Here is a 17,428-nt window from a genome sequence, read left to right as displayed (position 1 = left end):
GAACGTTATTTTGCTGACTACGGCGCGTTTATGCAAACGCGCCGTAGAGAAGGGGGAGTTTACTGGCGATAGTTTTCCAGGAAGCGCCCCAGCTTGCCGACCGCCATTTCCAGTTCGTCGACGCGCGGCAGGGTAACGATGCGCACGTGATCGGGATACGGCCAGTTAAACGCGCTGCCCTGCACCAGCAGGACCTTCTCCTGCAGCAGCAGATCCAGCACCAGTTTCTGGTCGTCGTGGATATTAAAACGCTTGGCGTCGATACGCGGGAACATATACAGCGCGCCCTGAGGCTTGACGCAGGAGACGCCGGGAATATCGTTGAGCAGCTCCCAGGTGCGGTTGCGCTGTTCGTACAGGCGGCCGCCCGGCTGAATAAATTCGCTGATGCTCTGATAACCGCCCAGCGCGGTCTGGATGGCGTGTTGCATCGGCACGTTGGCGCACAGGCGCATCGACGCCAGCATTTCCAGCCCTTCAATATAGCCCTTGGCGTGCTTTTTCGGGCCGTTCAGCACCATCCAGCCCTGACGGAAACCGGCGACGCGGTAGGTTTTGGACAGGCCGTTAAAGGTGACGGTCAGCAGGTCCGGCGCCAGCGAAGCGATGGAGATATGTTCGGCGGCGTCATACAGGATCTTGTCGTAGATTTCATCGGCGAAGATGATCAGGTTATGTTCGCGCGCAATTTCGACGATCTGTTCCAGCAGCGCTTTGCTGTACACTGCGCCGGTCGGGTTATTGGGGTTGATGATCACGATACCGCGGGTGCGCGGGGTGATTTTACTGCGAATATCGTCAAGGTCCGGGAACCAGCCGGCCTCTTCGTCACACAGATAGTGGACGGCCTTGCCGCTGGAGAGCGAAACCGCCGCGGTCCACAGCGGGTAGTCGGGCGCCGGCACCAGCATTTCGTCGCCGCTGTTGAGCAGCGCCTGCATCGACTGGACGATCAGCTCGGATACGCCGTTGCCGATATAGATGTCCTCGACGGTGACGTCGCGCATGTCGCGCGCCTGATAGTGCTGCATAATCGCCTTGCGCGCCGAGTAGAGCCCTTTGGAATCACAGTAGCCCTGAGCGGTCGGCAGGTTGCGGATCACATCGACCAGAATTTCATCCGGCGCTTCAAAGCCGAAGGGCGCGGGGTTGCCGATGTTGAGTTTAAGGACTTTATTGCCTTCTTCTTCTAGGCGTTTGGCTTCTTTGAGCACCGGGCCGCGAATGTCATAACAGACGTTGTCCAGTTTGCTGGATTTCTCAATGGGGGACATAAAAAAACTGTGCCTTCTGCTGGGATAGGGCATTCCTACCGTGGAACGCCGCAACCTGCCCAATGTACTCCTGGTACCTGCGCTTTTGAAGGGCTGCGCACACCTTTGGTGCAAATGATCGGCTAAAATGGCGATTTTAACGATGATAAGTCTGGTTAAAATTTTTTGTTGGCGTTAAATTCTGTGTTTGGTTTCATTGTTGGTGTTTTATTGTGTTGGGCGCCTCGGGGCGTAAACCTGGCTGCACAGCGTGAGCGGGGCGGTTGGTCTGGCGTCGTCAGGCGACAGTGCCGCCTTTTAATGCTGAATGGGCGGGTATTCCCGGACTAGTCTGATAGCTTGATGAGTTATTCATCACCACACTGCTATATAAATAATATTTATATTAGAAAGCTTTCACTTTGTGACTTGGCTAACATTTGCGTAACTGCACGGGCTTTCACCTTGGCATCTTGGTTACCATTTGAATTTATTGGTTTATCCTTAAAATTTGTCGATTGTTTCAGCAATAAACATTCAGCATTCGTGAGCGGTTGCGTTAAAATAGCGCGCGAATATGAGAAAAAAGAAGCACGTTTAGTGTGGCAATTCAGCGGGATGAATGAGTAAAATTCTTGTTCCCCCTTTCCATCCAACACATTAGCGATGCGCTCATCCGGGCCAGTTAAGCGGCGGCGATAGGTTGCAGGCTAAAAGGCGATAGAGGTAACGAAATATAAGGAATTTTTTGCCCTCCACTTATGAGTGGGGTAGTGTCGTACCTGGCGCCGTTCTTTTAAACAGCGCCTAAAGAAATACACCAGGGTAGTTTCAAATATTATAGAATTTAAAAAGTGAAGAAAAACACTATGACCAATGCAAATCGTCCGATACTTAATCTCGACCTCGATCTGCTAAGAACTTTTGTGGCTGTTGCCGATCTGAATACGTTTGCCGCAGCGGCCGTCGCCGTCTGCCGTACTCAGTCCGCGGTCAGCCAGCAAATGCAGCGATTAGAGCAATTGGTAGGCAAAGAGTTATTCGCCCGACACGGTCGTAATAAACTTCTTACTGAGCATGGCATACAGCTGCTCGGTTACGCCAGAAAAATATTGCGCTTTAATGATGAAGCCTGCGCCTCGTTGATGTTTAACAATATCAAAGGCGTGCTCACCATTGGCGCTTCCGATGACACGGCCGACACCATTTTACCGTTCCTGTTAAACCGCGTAACCGCCGTCTATCCGAAACTGGCGGTAGACGTACGCGTCAAGCGTAGTCCATTTATGCTGGATATGCTCAATAACGGCGAGGTGGATCTGGCTATTACCACCGTCGATACCGTCGGGCACCCGCACGTGGTGCTGCGCACCTCGCCAACGCTGTGGTACTGCGCGGCGGATTACCATTTCCAGCAGGATGAGCCGATTCCGCTGGTGGTGCTGGATGAGCCTTGTCCTTTCCGCGCGATGGCGATCGAGCATCTGGACGAGGCCGGGATCCCATGGCGTATTGCCTACGTGGCTTCCACGCTGTCGGCGGTGCGCACCGCCTGTAAGGCGGGCCTGGGCGTTACCGTCCGTCCGGTGGAGATGATGAGCCCGGATCTGCGCGTGCTGGGGGCGTCGGAAGGTTTGCCGACGCTGCCGGAGACGCAATACACGCTGTGCAAGGATATCCAGTGTGAAAACGAGCTGGCGATGGCTATTTTCAGCGCGGTTCAGCAGGGCAATACCAGCTACAGCTTCCAGAATGCCGCATCTACAGAAGATGCGGTTGATGACGATGAATAGCGCCGGACGGCGCGTCGCGTAACCCTAAAACCTCTGCTGCGGCGGAGGTTTTTTTTTGCTCTTTTTTAGTAAGATTGCTATTTATAGTATCTTCGTTATTAATTCCTCTTATAACCTCTATTTGTTCTTCTCTTTGCCGCCGCGGCACGGCCGTTTTCGGCAAGAAAATTTTTTTCAGCGTTTTTTTCCCCGTTGTGCGAAAATCGAGAAGTCAGGTTTTTTCTGTGGATATTTTGCGGGCATACTGTGCGGTTAAAATTTGTGCGGTAGTTTATGAAAAATGTTAAAGAGCCACACTTTTTTTGAGGATTTCTGCTGAAAACGTGTCCTGGATCAAAAAAATACCCCTAGGTAGTGAGTGGAACAACAGGGAATACCTGAGAGAATGATATAGTAAAACTGAAATGTGCATATTGGTTGATATCTATCTGTTTCTACACAGCAAATGACTGACACGATTTAGCCTGGAAGCTGGCGCATGAAATGTTAATTAAATGATACGTATGTAAACTAATGTGTAGATACTTTTGTCAAAGTTGACAAAAGGTTATAGAAAGGAGTAAAAAGCCCACAGTAAAAACGCTGCTTAACGCATTGTAATAATAGCAGTTAGTTTTTTGTGGTTATTTATCCTTCCCTTAAATCGATGTGGTGCGCTAACTGCCGTGATAAGAGCAGAATGTTCGACGCCACTTTTGATGAGTAAGCAAAGAGTATGTCAACAACCACTGAAGTTATCGCTCATCACTGGGCATTCGCCGTATTTCTTGTCGTGGCCATCGGGCTGTGCGGCCTCATGCTGCTGGGCGCGTATTTCCTGGGCGGGAGAGCCCGTGCGCGTGCCAAAAACACCCCGTTTGAATCCGGTATCGACTCGGTCGGTTCAGCGCGTATGCGCCTGTCCGCCAAGTTCTATCTGGTCGCCATGTTCTTCGTTATTTTCGATGTAGAAGCCTTGTATCTCTATGCCTGGTCGGTCTCGATTCGCGAGAGCGGCTGGGTGGGCTTTATCGAAGCCGCCATTTTCATTTTGGTGCTACTGGCCGGTCTGGTTTATCTGGTGCGCATCGGCGCATTGGACTGGACGCCTGCTCGCTCCAAGCGTCAGGTTAAACCAAGCACGATCACTAACACCAACCGTCATCCGCAGTAGTTATTTGTGGTTAAAAACGAGGCATTAAGATGGACTATACGCTCACCCGCATAGACCCGAACGGTGAGAACGACCGTTACCCCCTGCAGAAACAGGAGATCGTCGCCGATCCTCTGGAACAACAGGTTCACCGCACGGTTTACATGGGTAAACTCGAACATGCATTGCATGACATGGTGAACTGGGGGCGTAAAAACTCTCTTTGGCCGTATAACTTCGGCCTTTCGTGCTGTTATGTGGAGATGGTGACCTCGTTTACCGCCGTTCATGACGTTGCGCGTTTTGGTGCGGAAGTGCTGCGCGCTTCCCCGCGTCAGGCCGACTTTATGGTGGTGGCGGGGACCTGCTTCACCAAAATGGCCCCGGTCATCCAGCGCCTGTACGAGCAGATGCTTGAGCCGAAATGGGTGATCTCCATGGGCGCCTGCGCCAACTCCGGCGGCATGTACGATATCTATTCCGTGGTGCAGGGCGTGGACAAGTTCCTGCCGGTCGACGTGTACATCCCGGGCTGTCCGCCGCGTCCGGAAGCTTACATGCAGGCGCTGCTGCTGCTGCAGGAATCCATCGGGAAAGAGCGTCGTCCGCTGTCGTGGGTGGTTGGCGATCAGGGCGTATATCGCGCCAACATGCAGTCGGAAAGAGAACGCAAGCACGGCGAGCGTATCGCAGTCACCAATCTGCGCACGCCTGACGAAGTTTAAGACGTTCATTTAACGTCCATCTTAATACGCTATTGGTAAACACAGCGAAAGTTAAGCTTGCAGCGATTTGACCCTTCAGTGTGGTGAAAAAATATTATGACAGATTCAACGACGCACGACGCTCTGCCTGACTGGCAAACCCGCGATCACCAAGGCGATCCGGTGATTGGCGAACTGCGCAACCGTTTTGGGCCGGAAGCCTTTACTGTTCAAGCAACGCGTACCGGTATGCCCGTGGTATGGGTCAAGCGTGAACAGCTCCTGGAAGTAATGACGTTCCTCAGAAAACAGCCGAAGCCGTATGTCATGCTGTTCGACCTGCATGGCGTTGACGAGCGTCTGCGCACGCACCGCCAGGGTCTGCCTGCCGCGGATTTTTCTGTTTTCTATCATCTGATTTCCATCGAACGCAACCGCGATATCATGCTGAAGGTGGCGCTGTCTGAAAAAGACCTGCACGTGCCTACCGCGACCAAGGTGTTCCCGAACGCCAACTGGTACGAGCGTGAGACCTGGGAGATGTTCGGCATCACCTTCGACGGCCACCCGCACCTGACGCGCATCATGATGCCGCAGACCTGGGAAGGCCACCCGCTGCGTAAAGACTACCCGGCGCGCGCGACTGAATTCGACCCGTTCGTTCTGACCAAGCAGAAAGAAGATCTGGAGATGGAGTCGCTGACCTTCAAGCCGGAAGAGTGGGGCATGAAGCGCGGCAACGAGAACGAGGACTACATGTTCCTCAACCTCGGCCCGAACCACCCGTCGGCGCACGGCGCCTTCCGTATTATCCTGCAGCTGGACGGCGAAGAAATCGTCGACTGCGTGCCGGATATCGGCTACCACCACCGCGGTGCGGAAAAGATGGGCGAGCGCCAGTCCTGGCACAGCTACATTCCGTACACCGACCGTATCGAATACCTGGGCGGCTGCGTTAACGAAATGCCGTACGTGCTGGCGGTGGAAAAACTGGCGGGCATCAAGGTGCCTGAGCGCGTCGACACCATCCGCGTGATGCTGTCCGAACTGTTCCGCATCAACAGCCACCTGCTGTATATCAGCACCTTCATTCAGGACGTCGGCGCCATGACGCCGGTGTTCTTCGCCTTCACCGACCGTCAGAAAATCTATGACCTGGTGGAAGCCATCACCGGTTTCCGTATGCACCCGGCCTGGTTCCGCATCGGCGGCGTGGCGCATGACCTGCCGCGCGGCTGGGATCGCCTGCTGCGCGAGTTCCTGGAGTGGATGCCGAAGCGTCTGGACTCCTACGTCAAGGCGGCGCTGAAAAACACCATTCTGAAGGGCCGTTCCGTCGGCGTGGCGGCGTATAACGCCAAAGACGCGCTGGACTGGGGCGTTACCGGCGCCGGCCTGCGCGCCACCGGCATCGAGTTTGACGTGCGTAAATGGCGTCCGTACTCCGGCTATGAAAACTTTGACTTTGACGTGCCGGTCGGCGACGGCGTCAGCGACTGCTACAGCCGCGTGATGCTGAAGGTCGAGGAGCTGCGCCAGAGCCTGCGCATCCTCGAGCAGTGCCTGAACAACATGCCGGAAGGCCCGTTCAAGGCCGATCACCCGCTGACGACGCCGCCGCCGAAAGAGCGCACGTTGCAGCACATTGAAACGCTGATCACCCACTTCCTGCAGGTTTCCTGGGGCCCGGTGATGCCAGCGAACGAATCATTCCAGATGATTGAAGCCACCAAAGGGATCAACAGCTACTACCTGACCAGCGACGGCAGCACCATGAGCTACCGCACCCGGGTACGTACGCCAAGCTTTGCGCACCTGCAGCAGATCCCGTCGGTTATCCGCGGCAGCCTGGTTTCCGACCTGATTGTCTATCTGGGTAGTATCGATTTTGTAATGTCAGATGTGGACCGCTAACTATGCATGATCAAAAAGATAATCACGTGAGTCACCATGTGCCTGAACCTGTCGACGCGGCCGCGCCAGCGAGCGGCGTTGAGGCGTTTGAGCTGAGTGCAGCGGAGCGTGATGCGATTGAGCATGAAAAGCACCATTACGAAGATCCGCGCGCCGCTTCCATTGAAGCGCTGAAAATTGTGCAGAAGCAGCGCGGCTGGGTACCGGATGGGGCGATTTATGCCATCGCGGAAGTGCTGGGCATTCCTGCCAGCGACGTAGAAGGCGTTGCCACGTTCTACAGCCAGATTTTCCGTCAGCCGGTAGGACGTCACGTGATTCGCTACTGTGACAGCGTGGTATGTCACATCACCGGTTACCAGGGCATTCAGGCCGCGATTGAGAAGAAGCTGAACATCAAGCCGGGTCAAACCACCGGCGATGGCCGTTTCACGCTGCTGCCGACCTGCTGTCTGGGCAACTGCGACAAAGGGCCGACCATGATGATTGATGAGGACACTCACAGTCAGCTGAAGCCGGAAGATATCGATAATCTGCTGGAGCAGTACCAATGATCAAAGACATTGTACGCACTCCCGAGATGCATCCGTTGACCTGGCGTTTGCGCGACGACAAACAGCCGGTGTGGCTGGATGAATACCGCAGCAAAAACGGCTACGCGGGAGCGGAAAAGGCCATCAAAGGCATGGCGCCGGATGAAATCGTCAGCCTGGTCAAAGACTCCGGCCTGAAAGGGCGCGGCGGCGCGGGCTTCTCCACCGGTCTGAAGTGGAGCCTGATGCCGAAAGACGAATCCATGAACATCCGCTACCTGCTGTGCAACGCCGATGAGATGGAGCCGGGCACCTATAAGGACCGCCTGCTGATGGAGCAGCTGCCGCACCTGCTGGTGGAAGGCATGCTGATCTCCGCCTTTGCGCTCAAGGCTTACCGCGGCTACATCTTCCTGCGCGGCGAATACGTCGAGGCGGCGGAGCGTCTGCGCCGCGCCATCGCCGAAGCCACCGAAGCGGGCTATCTGGGTAAAAACATTATGGGCAGCGGCTTCGATTTCGAGCTGTTCGTCCACACCGGCGCCGGCCGCTATATCTGCGGTGAAGAGACGGCGCTGATCAACTCGCTGGAAGGCCGCCGCGCCAACCCGCGCTCCAAGCCGCCATTCCCGGCCTCCGCCGGCGTCTGGGGCAAGCCGACCTGCGTTAACAACGTGGAAACGCTGTGCAACGTGCCGGCGATTCTGGCCAACGGCGTGGAGTGGTACACCGGCATTTCCGGCAGCGAAGACAAAGGCACCAAGCTGATGGGCTTCTCCGGCCGGGTGAAAAACCCGGGCGTCTGGGAGCTGCCGTTCGGCACCACCGCACGCGAAATTCTGGAAGATTACGCCGGCGGCATGCGCGACGGCCTGAAATTCAAAGCCTGGCAGCCGGGCGGGGCGGGGACCGACTTCCTGACCGCCGACCACCTCGATCTGCCGATGGAATACGGCGCGATCGGCAAGGCCGGCAGCCGTCTGGGCACCGCGCTGGCGATGGCGGTGGACCACGAAATCGGCATGGTTTCCCTGGTGCGCAACCTGGAAGAGTTCTTCGCACGCGAGTCCTGCGGCTGGTGTACGCCGTGCCGCGACGGCCTGCCGTGGAGCGTGAAAATCCTGCGTGCGCTGGAAAAAGGCGAAGGGCAGCCGGGGGATATTGAAACCCTGGAACAGCTGTGCCGCTTCCTTGGCCCGGGTAAAACCTTCTGCGCACACGCGCCGGGCGCCGTAGAGCCGCTGCAAAGCGCAATTAAATATTTCCGTGACGAGTTTGAAGCCGGTATCGCCGTACAGCATTTCAGCAATGCGCATGCCATCGGCGGTATTCAGGCCAACAACTTGTTGAAGCAACGCTGGTAAGCCCGCTTTTAGCCCGGCGTATTTCGCGGACGGCCACTCATGGCGCCGCCGGAAAATACGCGGGATAACAGAATTTTTGATTAACGCCTGCCGCAAAGCAGGCCATTTGGAAGCATGCTGACTATGGCTACGATTCATGTAGACGGCAAAGAATACGACGTTGACGGAGCAGACAACCTGTTGCAGGCCTGTCTCTCCCTCGGCCTCGATATTCCTTACTTTTGCTGGCACCCGGCGCTGGGAAGCGTCGGCGCTTGCCGCCAATGTGCGGTTAAGCAGTACCAAAACGCGGAAGACACGCGCGGCCGTTTGGTGATGTCCTGTATGACGCCGGCGTCTGATGGCACCTTTATCTCCATCGATGACGACGAAGCCAAACAGTTCCGCGAAAGCGTGGTTGAGTGGCTGATGACCAACCACCCGCACGACTGTCCGGTGTGTGAAGAGGGCGGCAACTGTCATTTGCAGGATATGACGGTAATGACCGGCCACAGCTTCCGCCGCTACCGCTTCACCAAACGCACCCACCAGAACCAGGAGCTGGGGCCGTTTATCTCCCATGAGATGAACCGCTGCATCGCCTGCTACCGCTGCGTGCGTTACTACAAAGACTATGCCGACGGCACCGATTTCGGTGTCTACGGCGCGCACGACAACGTCTACTTCGGCCGCCCGGAAAGCGGCACGCTGGAAAGCGAGTTCTCCGGCAACCTGGTGGAAGTGTGCCCGACCGGCGTCTTTACCGACAAAACCCACTCCGAACGCTACAACCGTAAGTGGGACATGCAGTTTGCGCCAAGCATCTGCCAGCAGTGCAGCATCGGCTGTAACACCAGCCCGGGCGAGCGCTATGGCGAGCTGCGCCGTATCGAAAACCGTTACAACGGCAGCGTAAACCACTACTTCCTGTGCGACCGCGGCCGCTTCGGCTATGGCTACGTCAACCTGAAGGATCGTCCGCGTCAGCCGCAGCAGCTGCGCGGCAATGACTGGATTGCGCTGAACGCCGAACAGGCGATGGAAGGGGCGGCGGATATTCTGCGCCAGGCCAAGAAAACCATCGGCATCGGCTCGCCGCGCGCCAGCCTGGAAAGCAACTTCGCGCTGCGTGAGCTGGTCGGCGCCGAGAACTTCTATACCGGTATCGCGCAGGCGGAACAGCAGCGTCTGGAACTGATGCTCAACGTGCTGAAAAACAGCGGCGTACATACGCCGGCGCTGCGTGAAATCGAAGAGTACGACGCGGTGCTGGTGCTGGGCGAAGACCTGACGCAGACCGGCGCGCGCATTGCGCTGTCGGTGCGTCAGGCGGTGAAAGGCAAAGCCCGGGCGATGGCGGCGGCGCAGCGCGTGGCCGACTGGCAGATCGCGGCGGTGCAGAACATCGGCCAGCATGCCAAATACCCGCTGTTCGTCACCAACGTCGACAGCACCCGTCTGGATGATATCGCCGCCTGGAACTACCGTGCACCGGTGGATGAGCAGGCGCGCCTCGGCTTCGCCATCGCGCACGCGCTGGACGCGGCTTCGCCGGCGGTTGACGGCCTGACGGACGATCTGCACAAGAAAGTCGATATTATCGTGCAGGCGCTGACCGGCGCGCGTAAACCGCTGATCGTGACCGGCAGCAGCGCCGGCAGCGAAGCGATGATCGAAGCGGCGGCCAACATCGCCACCGCGCTGAAGGGCCGTGGTTCCGAGGTGGGCATCACCCTGGTGGCCGGCGCCGCCAACAGCCTGGGTCTGGCGATGATCGGCGGCGGTTCGCTCGATCGCGCGCTGGAACAGCTGGCGAGCGGCCAGGCCGACACCGCCATCGTGATGGAGAACGATCTGTACCGTCACGCCGCGGCGGACAAGATCGACGCCGCACTCGCCAAGGTCAGCAACCTGATCGTGGCCGATCATCAGCGCACCGCGATTATGGATAAAGCCAGCCTGATTCTGTCAGCCGCCAGCTTTGCCGAAAGCGACGGTACGCTGGTTAACCAGGAAGGCCGCGCGCAGCGCTTCTTCCAGGTGTACGATCCGGCTTACTACGACGACGCCAAAAACAACGTGCGGACGGAAATTCTGGAGAGCTGGCGCTGGATGCACTCGCTGCACTCCACCTACACCAGCCGCCACGTGGACTGGACCCAGCTTGACGACGTGATCGAAGCCTGCGTCGAGGCGCTGCCGCAGCTGCAGGGCATCAAGGATGCCGCGCCGGACGCCAGCTTCCGCATCCGTGGGCAGAAACTGGCGCGTTCACCGCACCGTTACAGCGGCCGCACCGCGATGCGCGCCAATATCAGCGTGCACGAACCGCGTCAGCCGCAGGATAAAGACACCATGTTCGCCTTCTCCATGGAAGGGAACAACAGCCCGCTGGCCGACCGCCAGCAGATCCCGTTCGCCTGGTCGCCAGGCTGGAACTCACCGCAGGCGTGGAACAAATTCCAGGCCGAGGTCGGGGGCAAGCTGCGTCACGGCGATCCGGGCGTGCGCCTGATCGAAGCAGGGGAGGGCAGCCTCGGCTACTTCGCCAACGTGCCGGCCGCATTCCGTGCGGAAGGCTGGCAGGTGGCGCCGTATTACCACCTGTTCGGCAGCGACGAAATGTCGCAGCGCTCCGAGGTGATCCAGCAGCGTATGCCGGCGGCCTATGCGATGGTTAACCCGGCCGACGCCGCGCGTCTGGGCGTTAACGAAGGGGCATTGGTGGAGTTCAGCTGTGCGGGCCAGACGCTGCGTCTGCCGGTGCGCCTGAGTGAAACCCTGACCCAGGGCCAGGTTGGTTTGCCGCTCGGCTTGCCAGGGATCCCGCCGGTGCTGGCGGGTGCGAAGGTTGAAAATCTGCGGGAGGCGGCACGATGAGCTGGTTTACCCCTGAGGTGATCGAAATATTGATCGCCGTGTTGAAAGCGGTCGTGATCCTGCTGGTCGTGGTCGCCTGCGGGGCGTTCATGAGCTTCGGCGAACGCCGTCTGCTCGGCCTGTTCCAGAACCGTTACGGGCCAAACCGTGTCGGCTGGGGCGGCTCGCTGCAGCTGGTCGCCGACATGATCAAAATGTTCTTTAAGGAAGACTGGGTTCCGACCTTCTCCGACCGGGTGATCTTCACCCTGGCGCCGATGATCGCCTTTACTTCCTTGCTGCTGGCATTCGCCATCGTTCCGGTCAGCCCGACCTGGGCGGTGGCCGATCTCAACATCGGTATTCTGTTCTTCCTGATGCTGGCCGGCCTGGCGGTATACGCCGTGCTGTTCGCCGGCTGGTCGAGCAACAACAAATACTCGCTGTTGGGGGCGATGCGTGCCTCGGCGCAAACCCTGAGCTACGAAGTGTTCATCGGCCTGTCGCTGATGGGGGTTGTGGCGCAGGCGGGTTCATTCAACATGCAGGACATCGTTGAATCACAGGCTCACGTCTGGAATGTCATCCCGCAATTCTTTGGTTTCGTGACCTTTGCGATTGCCGGCGTGGCGGTGTGTCACCGTCACCCGTTTGACCAGCCGGAAGCGGAGCAGGAGCTGGCCGACGGCTACCACATTGAATATTCCGGTATGAAATTCGGTCTGTTCTTCGTGGGGGAATATATCGGCATCGTGACCGTTTCCGCCCTGATTGTGACGTTGTTCTTCGGCGGTTGGCAGGGGCCATTCCTGCCGCCGTTCATCTGGTTCGCGCTGAAAACGGCCTTCTTCATGATGATGTTCATCCTGATCCGCGCCGCGCTGCCGCGTCCGCGCTATGACCAGGTGATGTCATTCGGCTGGAAAGTCTGCCTGCCGCTGACGCTGCTGAACCTGCTGGCGACCGCCGCAGTTATTTTGTACAACGCTCAATAAGGGGTGAATAAACCATGACATTGAAAGAGTTAGTGGTTGGTTTCGGCACCCAGGTACGCAGTATTTGGATGATTGGCATGCACGCCTTCGCCAAACGCGAAACCCGGATGTATCCGGAAGAAGAGGTTTACCTGCCGCCGCGCTACCGTGGCCGCATCGTGCTGACGCGCGATCCGGACGGCGAAGAGCGCTGCGTTGCCTGTAACCTGTGTGCGGTTGCCTGCCCGGTCGGCTGTATTTCGCTGCAAAAGGCAGAGCAGAAAGACGGCCGCTGGTATCCGGAGTTCTTCCGCATCAACTTCTCGCGCTGCATTTTCTGCGGCCTGTGCGAAGAAGCCTGCCCGACCACCGCAATCCAGCTGACGCCGGATTTCGAACTGGGCGAGTTCAAGCGCCAGGATCTGGTGTATGAGAAAGAAGATCTGTTGATCTCGGGCCCGGGTAAATATCCGGAATATAACTTCTACCGGATGGCCGGTATGGCGATCGACGGCAAAGCGAAAGGCGAAGCCGAAAACGAAGCCAAGCCGATCGACGTGAAAAGCCTGTTGCCGTAAGGAGCCAGCAAGCATGGAAATTGCATTTTATCTGGCAGGTTTGATTGCGATTCTCGCGACGCTTCGCGTGATTTCGCATACCAATCCTGTGCATGCGCTGCTGTATTTAATCGTCTCACTGTTGGCGATCTCGGCAGTCTTTTTCTCACTGGGCGCCTATTTTGCCGCCGCGCTGGAAATCATCGTCTACGCCGGCGCCATTATGGTGCTGTTCGTCTTCGTGGTGATGATGCTGAACCTCGGCAACGCGGTGCAGCAGCAGGAGCGCGAATGGCTGAAGCCGTCGGTGTGGATTGGCCCCGGCCTGATGTCGCTGGTGTTGCTGGTGGTGCTGGTTATCGCCATCCGCAGCGTCTCCGACCAGGGGATCAGCGGCGAGATGGTCGACGCCAAGGCGGTCGGCATCAGCCTGTTCGGCCCTTACGTCCTGGCGGTGGAGCTGGCTTCAATGCTGCTGCTGGCCGGTCTGGTGGTTGCCTTCCATATTGGCCGTGAGCACAAGCCGGGCGAAGTGCTGAGCAGCGCCCCGGCGAGCAGCGAAATGGCGAAAAGAAAATCGGAGGAGCAAGCATGATCCCTCTTCAACATGGGCTGATTCTGGCGGCGATTCTGTTCGTACTCGGGCTGACCGGGTTGCTGATCCGTCGTAACCTGCTGTTTATGCTGATCAGTCTGGAAGTGATGATCAACGCCGCGGCGTTGGCGTTTATCGTGGCGGGAAGCTACTGGGGTCAGGCGGACGGGCAGGTGATGTATATCCTGGCCATCAGCCTGGCGGCGGCGGAGGCCAGTATCGGCCTGGCGCTGTTGCTGCAGCTCTATCGTCGTCGTCATACCCTGAATATTGATACTGTCAGTGAGATGCGCGGATGAACCTATTATATTTAACTATTCTGCTGCCGCTGATCGGGTTCCTGCTGCTGGCGTTCTCCCGCGGCCGCTGGTCTGAAAATACGGCGGCGACCGTCGGCGTCAGTTCTATCGGCCTGGCGGCGGTAGTCACCCTTTATGCGGCGCTGGATTTCTTCAGCCAGAAAGCCGCCGGCGTACAGCTGTTTGAGCAGCACCTGTGGACCTGGATGACGGTCGGCAACTTCAACATCGACGTGACGCTGGTGCTGGACGGCCTGTCGCTGACCATGCTGTCGGTGGTCACCGGCGTCGGCTTCTTCATCCACATGTTCGCCTCCTGGTACATGCGCGGTGAAGAGGGCTACTCGCGCTTCTTCGCCTACACCAACCTGTTTATCGCCAGCATGGTGGTTCTGGTACTGGCGGACAACCTGCTGCTGATGTACCTGGGTTGGGAAGGCGTGGGCCTGTGCAGCTACCTGCTGATCGGCTTCTACTACAAAGATCCGGCCAACGGCGCGGCGGCGATGAAAGCCTTTATCGTTACCCGCGTGGGCGACGTGTTCCTGGCCTTTGCGCTGTTTATCCTGTACCACGAACTGGGCACGCTGAACTTCCGCGAGCTGATGGTGCTGGCGCCGCAGAAACTGGCGATGGGCGACACCGCCATTACCTGGGCGACCCTGATGCTGCTGGGCGGCGCGGTCGGTAAATCGGCGCAGCTGCCGCTGCAGACCTGGCTGGCGGACGCGATGGCCGGCCCGACGCCGGTATCGGCGCTGATCCACGCCGCCACCATGGTGACCGCGGGCGTCTACCTGATTGCCCGTACGCACGGCCTGTTCCTGATGGCGCCGGAAGTGCTGAACCTGGTGGGCATCGTCGGTGCGGTAACCCTGCTGCTGGCCGGCTTCGCCGCGCTGGTGCAGACCGACATCAAACGCGTGCTGGCCTACTCCACCATGAGCCAGATCGGCTATATGTTCCTGGCGCTGGGCGTACAGGCCTGGGACGCGGCGATCTTCCACCTGATGACCCACGCGTTCTTCAAGGCGCTGCTGTTCCTGTCGTCCGGTTCGGTGATCCTGGCCTGCCACCACGAGCAGAACATCTTCAAGATGGGCGGCCTGCGTAAGAGCATTCCGCTGGTGTACGTCTGCTTCCTGGTGGGCGGCGCGGCGCTGTCGGCGCTGCCGCTGTTGACCGCCGGCTTCTTCAGTAAGGATGAGATCCTGGCCGGGGCGATGGCCAACGGCCATATCAACCTGATGATCGCCGGTCTGGTCGGCGCGTTTATGACCTCACTGTATACCTTCCGCATGATCTTCATCGTGTTCCACGGTAAAGAGCAGATTAAAGCGCATGCGGGCAAGGGCATCACTCACCATCTGCCGCTGCTGGTTCTGCTGGTGCTGTCCACCTTCGTCGGCGCGATGATTGTGCCGCCGCTGCAGGGCGTACTGCCGGCGACGACCGAACTGGCGCACGGCAGCGTGCTGCAGCTTGAAATCACCTCCGGTGTGGTGGCGGTTATCGGCATTCTGCTGGCTGCGGCGCTGTGGCTGGGCAAACGTCGCCTGGTCAGCAGCGTGGCCGCCAGCGCGCCGGGCCGTTTCTTCTCGACCTGGTGGTTCCATGCCTGGGGCTTCGACTGGCTGTATGACAAAGTGTTCGTCAAACCTTATCTGGGCGTCGCGCGTCTGCTGCAAAGCGATCCGCTGAACAGCCTGATGAACATTCCGGCGGTGTTCTCCCGCTGGGGCAACCGCGGTCTGACGGTCAGTGAAAACGGACAGGTGCGCTGGTATATCGCGTCTATGGGTGTGGGTGCAGTGGTCGTATTGGCGCTGTTGATTTTGGTTTAACTGAATAATTTAAACAGACGTAATTTCGGGTTCGGCCCTTGATGCTCAAGGGCCAGATAAATGTTTTAGATTATTCATATTAGGGACACAAAACGCCATGCTATTACCTTGGCTAATTCTTATCCCCTTTATCGGCGGCCTGCTGAGCTGGCAGTTCGAGCGTTTCGGCACCAAGGTGCCGCGCTGGATCGCGTTGATTACAATGGGGCTGACACTGGCGCTCTCGCTGCAACTGTGGCTGCAGGGCGGCTATACCTTGACCACGCCGCAGGGCATTCCGCAGTGGCAGGAAGAGTACCTGCGCTCGTGGATCCCGCGCTTCGGCATCAACATTCACCTGGCGCTGGACGGTCTGTCGCTGCTGATGGTGGTGCTGACCGGCCTGCTGGGCGTGCTGGCGATCCTCTGTTCCTGGCGTGAAATTCAGAAGTATCAGGGGTTCTTCCACCTGAACCTGCTGTGGATCCTGGGCGGTGTTATCGGCGTGTTCCTCGCTATCGACATGTTCCTGTTCTTCTTCTTCTGGGAAATGATGTTGGTGCCGATGTACTTCCTGATCGCGCTGTGGGGCCACAAGGCGTCGGACGGTAAAACCCGCATCACCGCGGCCACCAAGTTCTTCATCTATACCCAGGCCAGCGGTCTGGTGATGCTGATTGCGATTCTGGGCCTGGTCTTCGTGCACTACAACGCCACCGGCGTCTGGACCTTCAGCTATGAAGATCTGCTGAAAACGCCGATGTCGCACAACGTGGAATACCTGCTGATGCTGGGCTTCTTCATCGCCTTTGCGGTGAAAATGCCGGTGGTGCCGCTGCATGGCTGGCTGCCGGACGCGCACAGCCAGGCGCCGACCGCCGGTTCCGTTGACCTCGCGGGCATTCTGTTGAAAACCGCGGCCTACGGCCTGCTGCGTTTCAGCCTGCCGCTGTTCCCGGAAACCTCCGCCGAGTTTGCACCGATCGCCATGTGGCTGGGCGTTATCGGCATCTTCTACGGCGCCTGGATGGCGTTCGCGCAGACCGATATCAAGCGCCTGATCGCTTACACCTCGGTGTCCCACATGGGCTTCGTGCTGATTGCCATCTACACCGGCAGCCAGCTGGCTTACCAGGGCGCGGTGATTCAGATGATTGCGCACGGCCTGTCCGCGGCCGGTATGTTCATTATCTGCGGCCAGCTGTATGAGCGTCTGCATACCCGTGATATGCGCCAGATGGGCGGTCTGTGGGGACGTATCAAATACATTCCCGCGCTGTCGCTGTTCTTCGCGGTCGCTACGCTGGGGATGCCGGGCACCGGTAACTTCGTCGGCGAATTTATGATCCTGTTCGGCAGCTTCCAGGTGGTGCCGGTGATCACCGTGATCTCTACCTTCGGTCTGGTGTTTGCTTCGGTTTACTCGCTGATCATGATGCAGCGCGCCTATTACGGCACGCCAAAATCTGACCAGCCGTTGCCGGGCATGACCGCACGCGAACTGTTCATCATTCTGCTGCTGGTGGTACTGCTGGTGCTGCTGGGCGTGTATCCGCAGCCGATTCTGGATACCTCTGCTGCCGCAATGAGCAACGTGCAACACTGGTTTGGTTCGTCAGTTTCTGCAATTTCAACAACAAGGCCGTAAT

14 protein-coding genes are annotated in these 17,428 nt (G+C 58.0%); 13 read left to right on the top strand and 1 reads right to left on the bottom strand.

Annotation, left to right across the window (positions count from 1 at the left end; translation table 11 throughout):
- Window positions 1-59: 59 nt before the first annotated feature.
- Complete coding sequence (locus tag I6G83_RS23055) at window positions 60-1,274, bottom strand: pyridoxal phosphate-dependent aminotransferase (protein ID WP_015673161.1); 1,215 nt, start codon at window positions 1,272-1,274, stop codon at window positions 60-62.
- Window positions 1,275-2,122: 848 nt separating this feature from the next.
- Here I6G83_RS23055 and lrhA point away from each other — a divergent pair.
- The 13 genes from lrhA to nuoM all read left to right on the top strand — a co-directional run bounded on the left by lrhA (window position 2,123) and on the right by nuoM (window position 17,427).
- Entirely contained in the window at window positions 2,123-3,046 is a 924-nt protein-coding gene (gene lrhA / locus I6G83_RS23050) for a transcriptional regulator LrhA (RefSeq protein WP_054305595.1), read from the top strand.
- Between the two features lie 715 nt (window positions 3,047-3,761).
- A complete protein-coding gene (gene nuoA / locus I6G83_RS23045; RefSeq protein WP_015673159.1) occupies window positions 3,762-4,199 on the top strand; it encodes an NADH-quinone oxidoreductase subunit NuoA in 438 nt (145 codons plus the stop codon).
- Between the two features lie 29 nt (window positions 4,200-4,228).
- Entirely contained in the window at window positions 4,229-4,903 is a 675-nt protein-coding gene (locus I6G83_RS23040; RefSeq protein ID WP_015673158.1) for a NuoB/complex I 20 kDa subunit family protein, read from the top strand.
- A gap of 96 nt (window positions 4,904-4,999) precedes the next feature.
- Window positions 5,000-6,796, top strand: coding sequence for an NADH-quinone oxidoreductase subunit C/D (gene nuoC, locus I6G83_RS23035; protein WP_015673157.1), 1,797 nt, complete (start codon window positions 5,000-5,002; stop codon window positions 6,794-6,796).
- Window positions 6,797-6,798: 2 nt separating this feature from the next.
- Window positions 6,799-7,350 (top strand): NADH-quinone oxidoreductase subunit NuoE, encoded by a 552-nt coding sequence (gene nuoE / locus I6G83_RS23030; protein WP_015673156.1) that lies wholly within the window; start codon window positions 6,799-6,801, stop codon window positions 7,348-7,350.
- Complete coding sequence (nuoF, locus tag I6G83_RS23025) at window positions 7,350-8,693, top strand: NADH-quinone oxidoreductase subunit NuoF (protein ID WP_099050067.1); 1,344 nt, start codon at window positions 7,350-7,352, stop codon at window positions 8,691-8,693. The genes nuoE and nuoF overlap by 1 nt, the downstream gene beginning before the upstream one ends.
- A 123-nt stretch (window positions 8,694-8,816) precedes the next feature.
- Window positions 8,817-11,552, top strand: a complete 2,736-nt coding sequence (gene nuoG / locus I6G83_RS23020) for an NADH-quinone oxidoreductase subunit NuoG (protein ID WP_102025018.1) — start codon at window positions 8,817-8,819, stop codon at window positions 11,550-11,552.
- On the top strand, window positions 11,549-12,526 hold the full coding sequence (gene nuoH, locus I6G83_RS23015) for an NADH-quinone oxidoreductase subunit NuoH (RefSeq protein WP_054305596.1): 978 nt from the start codon (window positions 11,549-11,551) through the stop codon (window positions 12,524-12,526). The genes nuoG and nuoH overlap by 4 nt, the downstream gene beginning before the upstream one ends.
- A 14-nt stretch (window positions 12,527-12,540) precedes the next feature.
- The gene (gene nuoI / locus I6G83_RS23010) at window positions 12,541-13,083 is read left to right on the top strand and encodes an NADH-quinone oxidoreductase subunit NuoI (protein WP_015673152.1); all 543 of its coding nucleotides are present in this window, start codon (window positions 12,541-12,543) and stop codon (window positions 13,081-13,083) included.
- 13 nt (window positions 13,084-13,096) lie between these two features.
- The gene (nuoJ, locus tag I6G83_RS23005; protein ID WP_015673151.1) at window positions 13,097-13,657 is read left to right on the top strand and encodes an NADH-quinone oxidoreductase subunit J; all 561 of its coding nucleotides are present in this window, start codon (window positions 13,097-13,099) and stop codon (window positions 13,655-13,657) included.
- The gene (gene nuoK, locus I6G83_RS23000) at window positions 13,654-13,956 is read left to right on the top strand and encodes an NADH-quinone oxidoreductase subunit NuoK (RefSeq protein ID WP_004960562.1); all 303 of its coding nucleotides are present in this window, start codon (window positions 13,654-13,656) and stop codon (window positions 13,954-13,956) included. Before nuoJ ends, nuoK begins: the two co-directional genes overlap by 4 nt.
- The gene (nuoL, locus tag I6G83_RS22995) at window positions 13,953-15,800 is read left to right on the top strand and encodes an NADH-quinone oxidoreductase subunit L (RefSeq protein ID WP_054305597.1); all 1,848 of its coding nucleotides are present in this window, start codon (window positions 13,953-13,955) and stop codon (window positions 15,798-15,800) included. The genes nuoK and nuoL overlap by 4 nt, the downstream gene beginning before the upstream one ends.
- Before the next feature lie 97 nt (window positions 15,801-15,897).
- A complete protein-coding gene (gene nuoM, locus I6G83_RS22990; protein ID WP_015673149.1) occupies window positions 15,898-17,427 on the top strand; it encodes an NADH-quinone oxidoreductase subunit M in 1,530 nt (509 codons plus the stop codon).
- The last annotated feature ends 1 nt before the right edge of the window (window position 17,428 follow it).

Source organism: Serratia rubidaea (assembly GCF_016026735.1).
Classification (GTDB): Bacteria; Pseudomonadota; Gammaproteobacteria; order Enterobacterales; family Enterobacteriaceae; genus Serratia_B; species Serratia_B rubidaea.
Note: the sequence above shows the minus strand (reverse complement) of the source record. Positions and strands in the feature narration are given on the sequence as shown.

Excerpts from the sequence above, each read along its gene's own strand:
- nuoG (WP_102025018.1), top strand. The coding sequence starts at position 8,817 with ATGGCTACGATTCATGTAGACGGCAAAGAATACGACGTTGACGGAGCA.
- nuoI (WP_015673152.1), top strand. The coding sequence starts at position 12,541 with ATGACATTGAAAGAGTTAGTGGTTGGTTTCGGCACCCAGGTACGCAGT.
- nuoJ (WP_015673151.1), top strand. The coding sequence starts at position 13,097 with ATGGAAATTGCATTTTATCTGGCAGGTTTGATTGCGATTCTCGCGACG.
- nuoE (WP_015673156.1), top strand. The coding sequence starts at position 6,799 with ATGCATGATCAAAAAGATAATCACGTGAGTCACCATGTGCCTGAACCT.
- nuoH (WP_054305596.1), top strand. The coding sequence starts at position 11,549 with ATGAGCTGGTTTACCCCTGAGGTGATCGAAATATTGATCGCCGTGTTG.
- I6G83_RS23055 (WP_015673161.1), bottom strand. The coding sequence starts at position 1,274 with ATGTCCCCCATTGAGAAATCCAGCAAACTGGACAACGTCTGTTATGAC.
- nuoK (WP_004960562.1), top strand. The coding sequence starts at position 13,654 with ATGATCCCTCTTCAACATGGGCTGATTCTGGCGGCGATTCTGTTCGTA.
- nuoL (WP_054305597.1), top strand. The coding sequence starts at position 13,953 with ATGAACCTATTATATTTAACTATTCTGCTGCCGCTGATCGGGTTCCTG.
- lrhA (WP_054305595.1), top strand. The coding sequence starts at position 2,123 with ATGACCAATGCAAATCGTCCGATACTTAATCTCGACCTCGATCTGCTA.
- nuoC (WP_015673157.1), top strand. The coding sequence starts at position 5,000 with ATGACAGATTCAACGACGCACGACGCTCTGCCTGACTGGCAAACCCGC.
- I6G83_RS23040 (WP_015673158.1), top strand. The coding sequence starts at position 4,229 with ATGGACTATACGCTCACCCGCATAGACCCGAACGGTGAGAACGACCGT.
- nuoA (WP_015673159.1), top strand. The coding sequence starts at position 3,762 with ATGTCAACAACCACTGAAGTTATCGCTCATCACTGGGCATTCGCCGTA.
- nuoM (WP_015673149.1), top strand. The coding sequence starts at position 15,898 with ATGCTATTACCTTGGCTAATTCTTATCCCCTTTATCGGCGGCCTGCTG.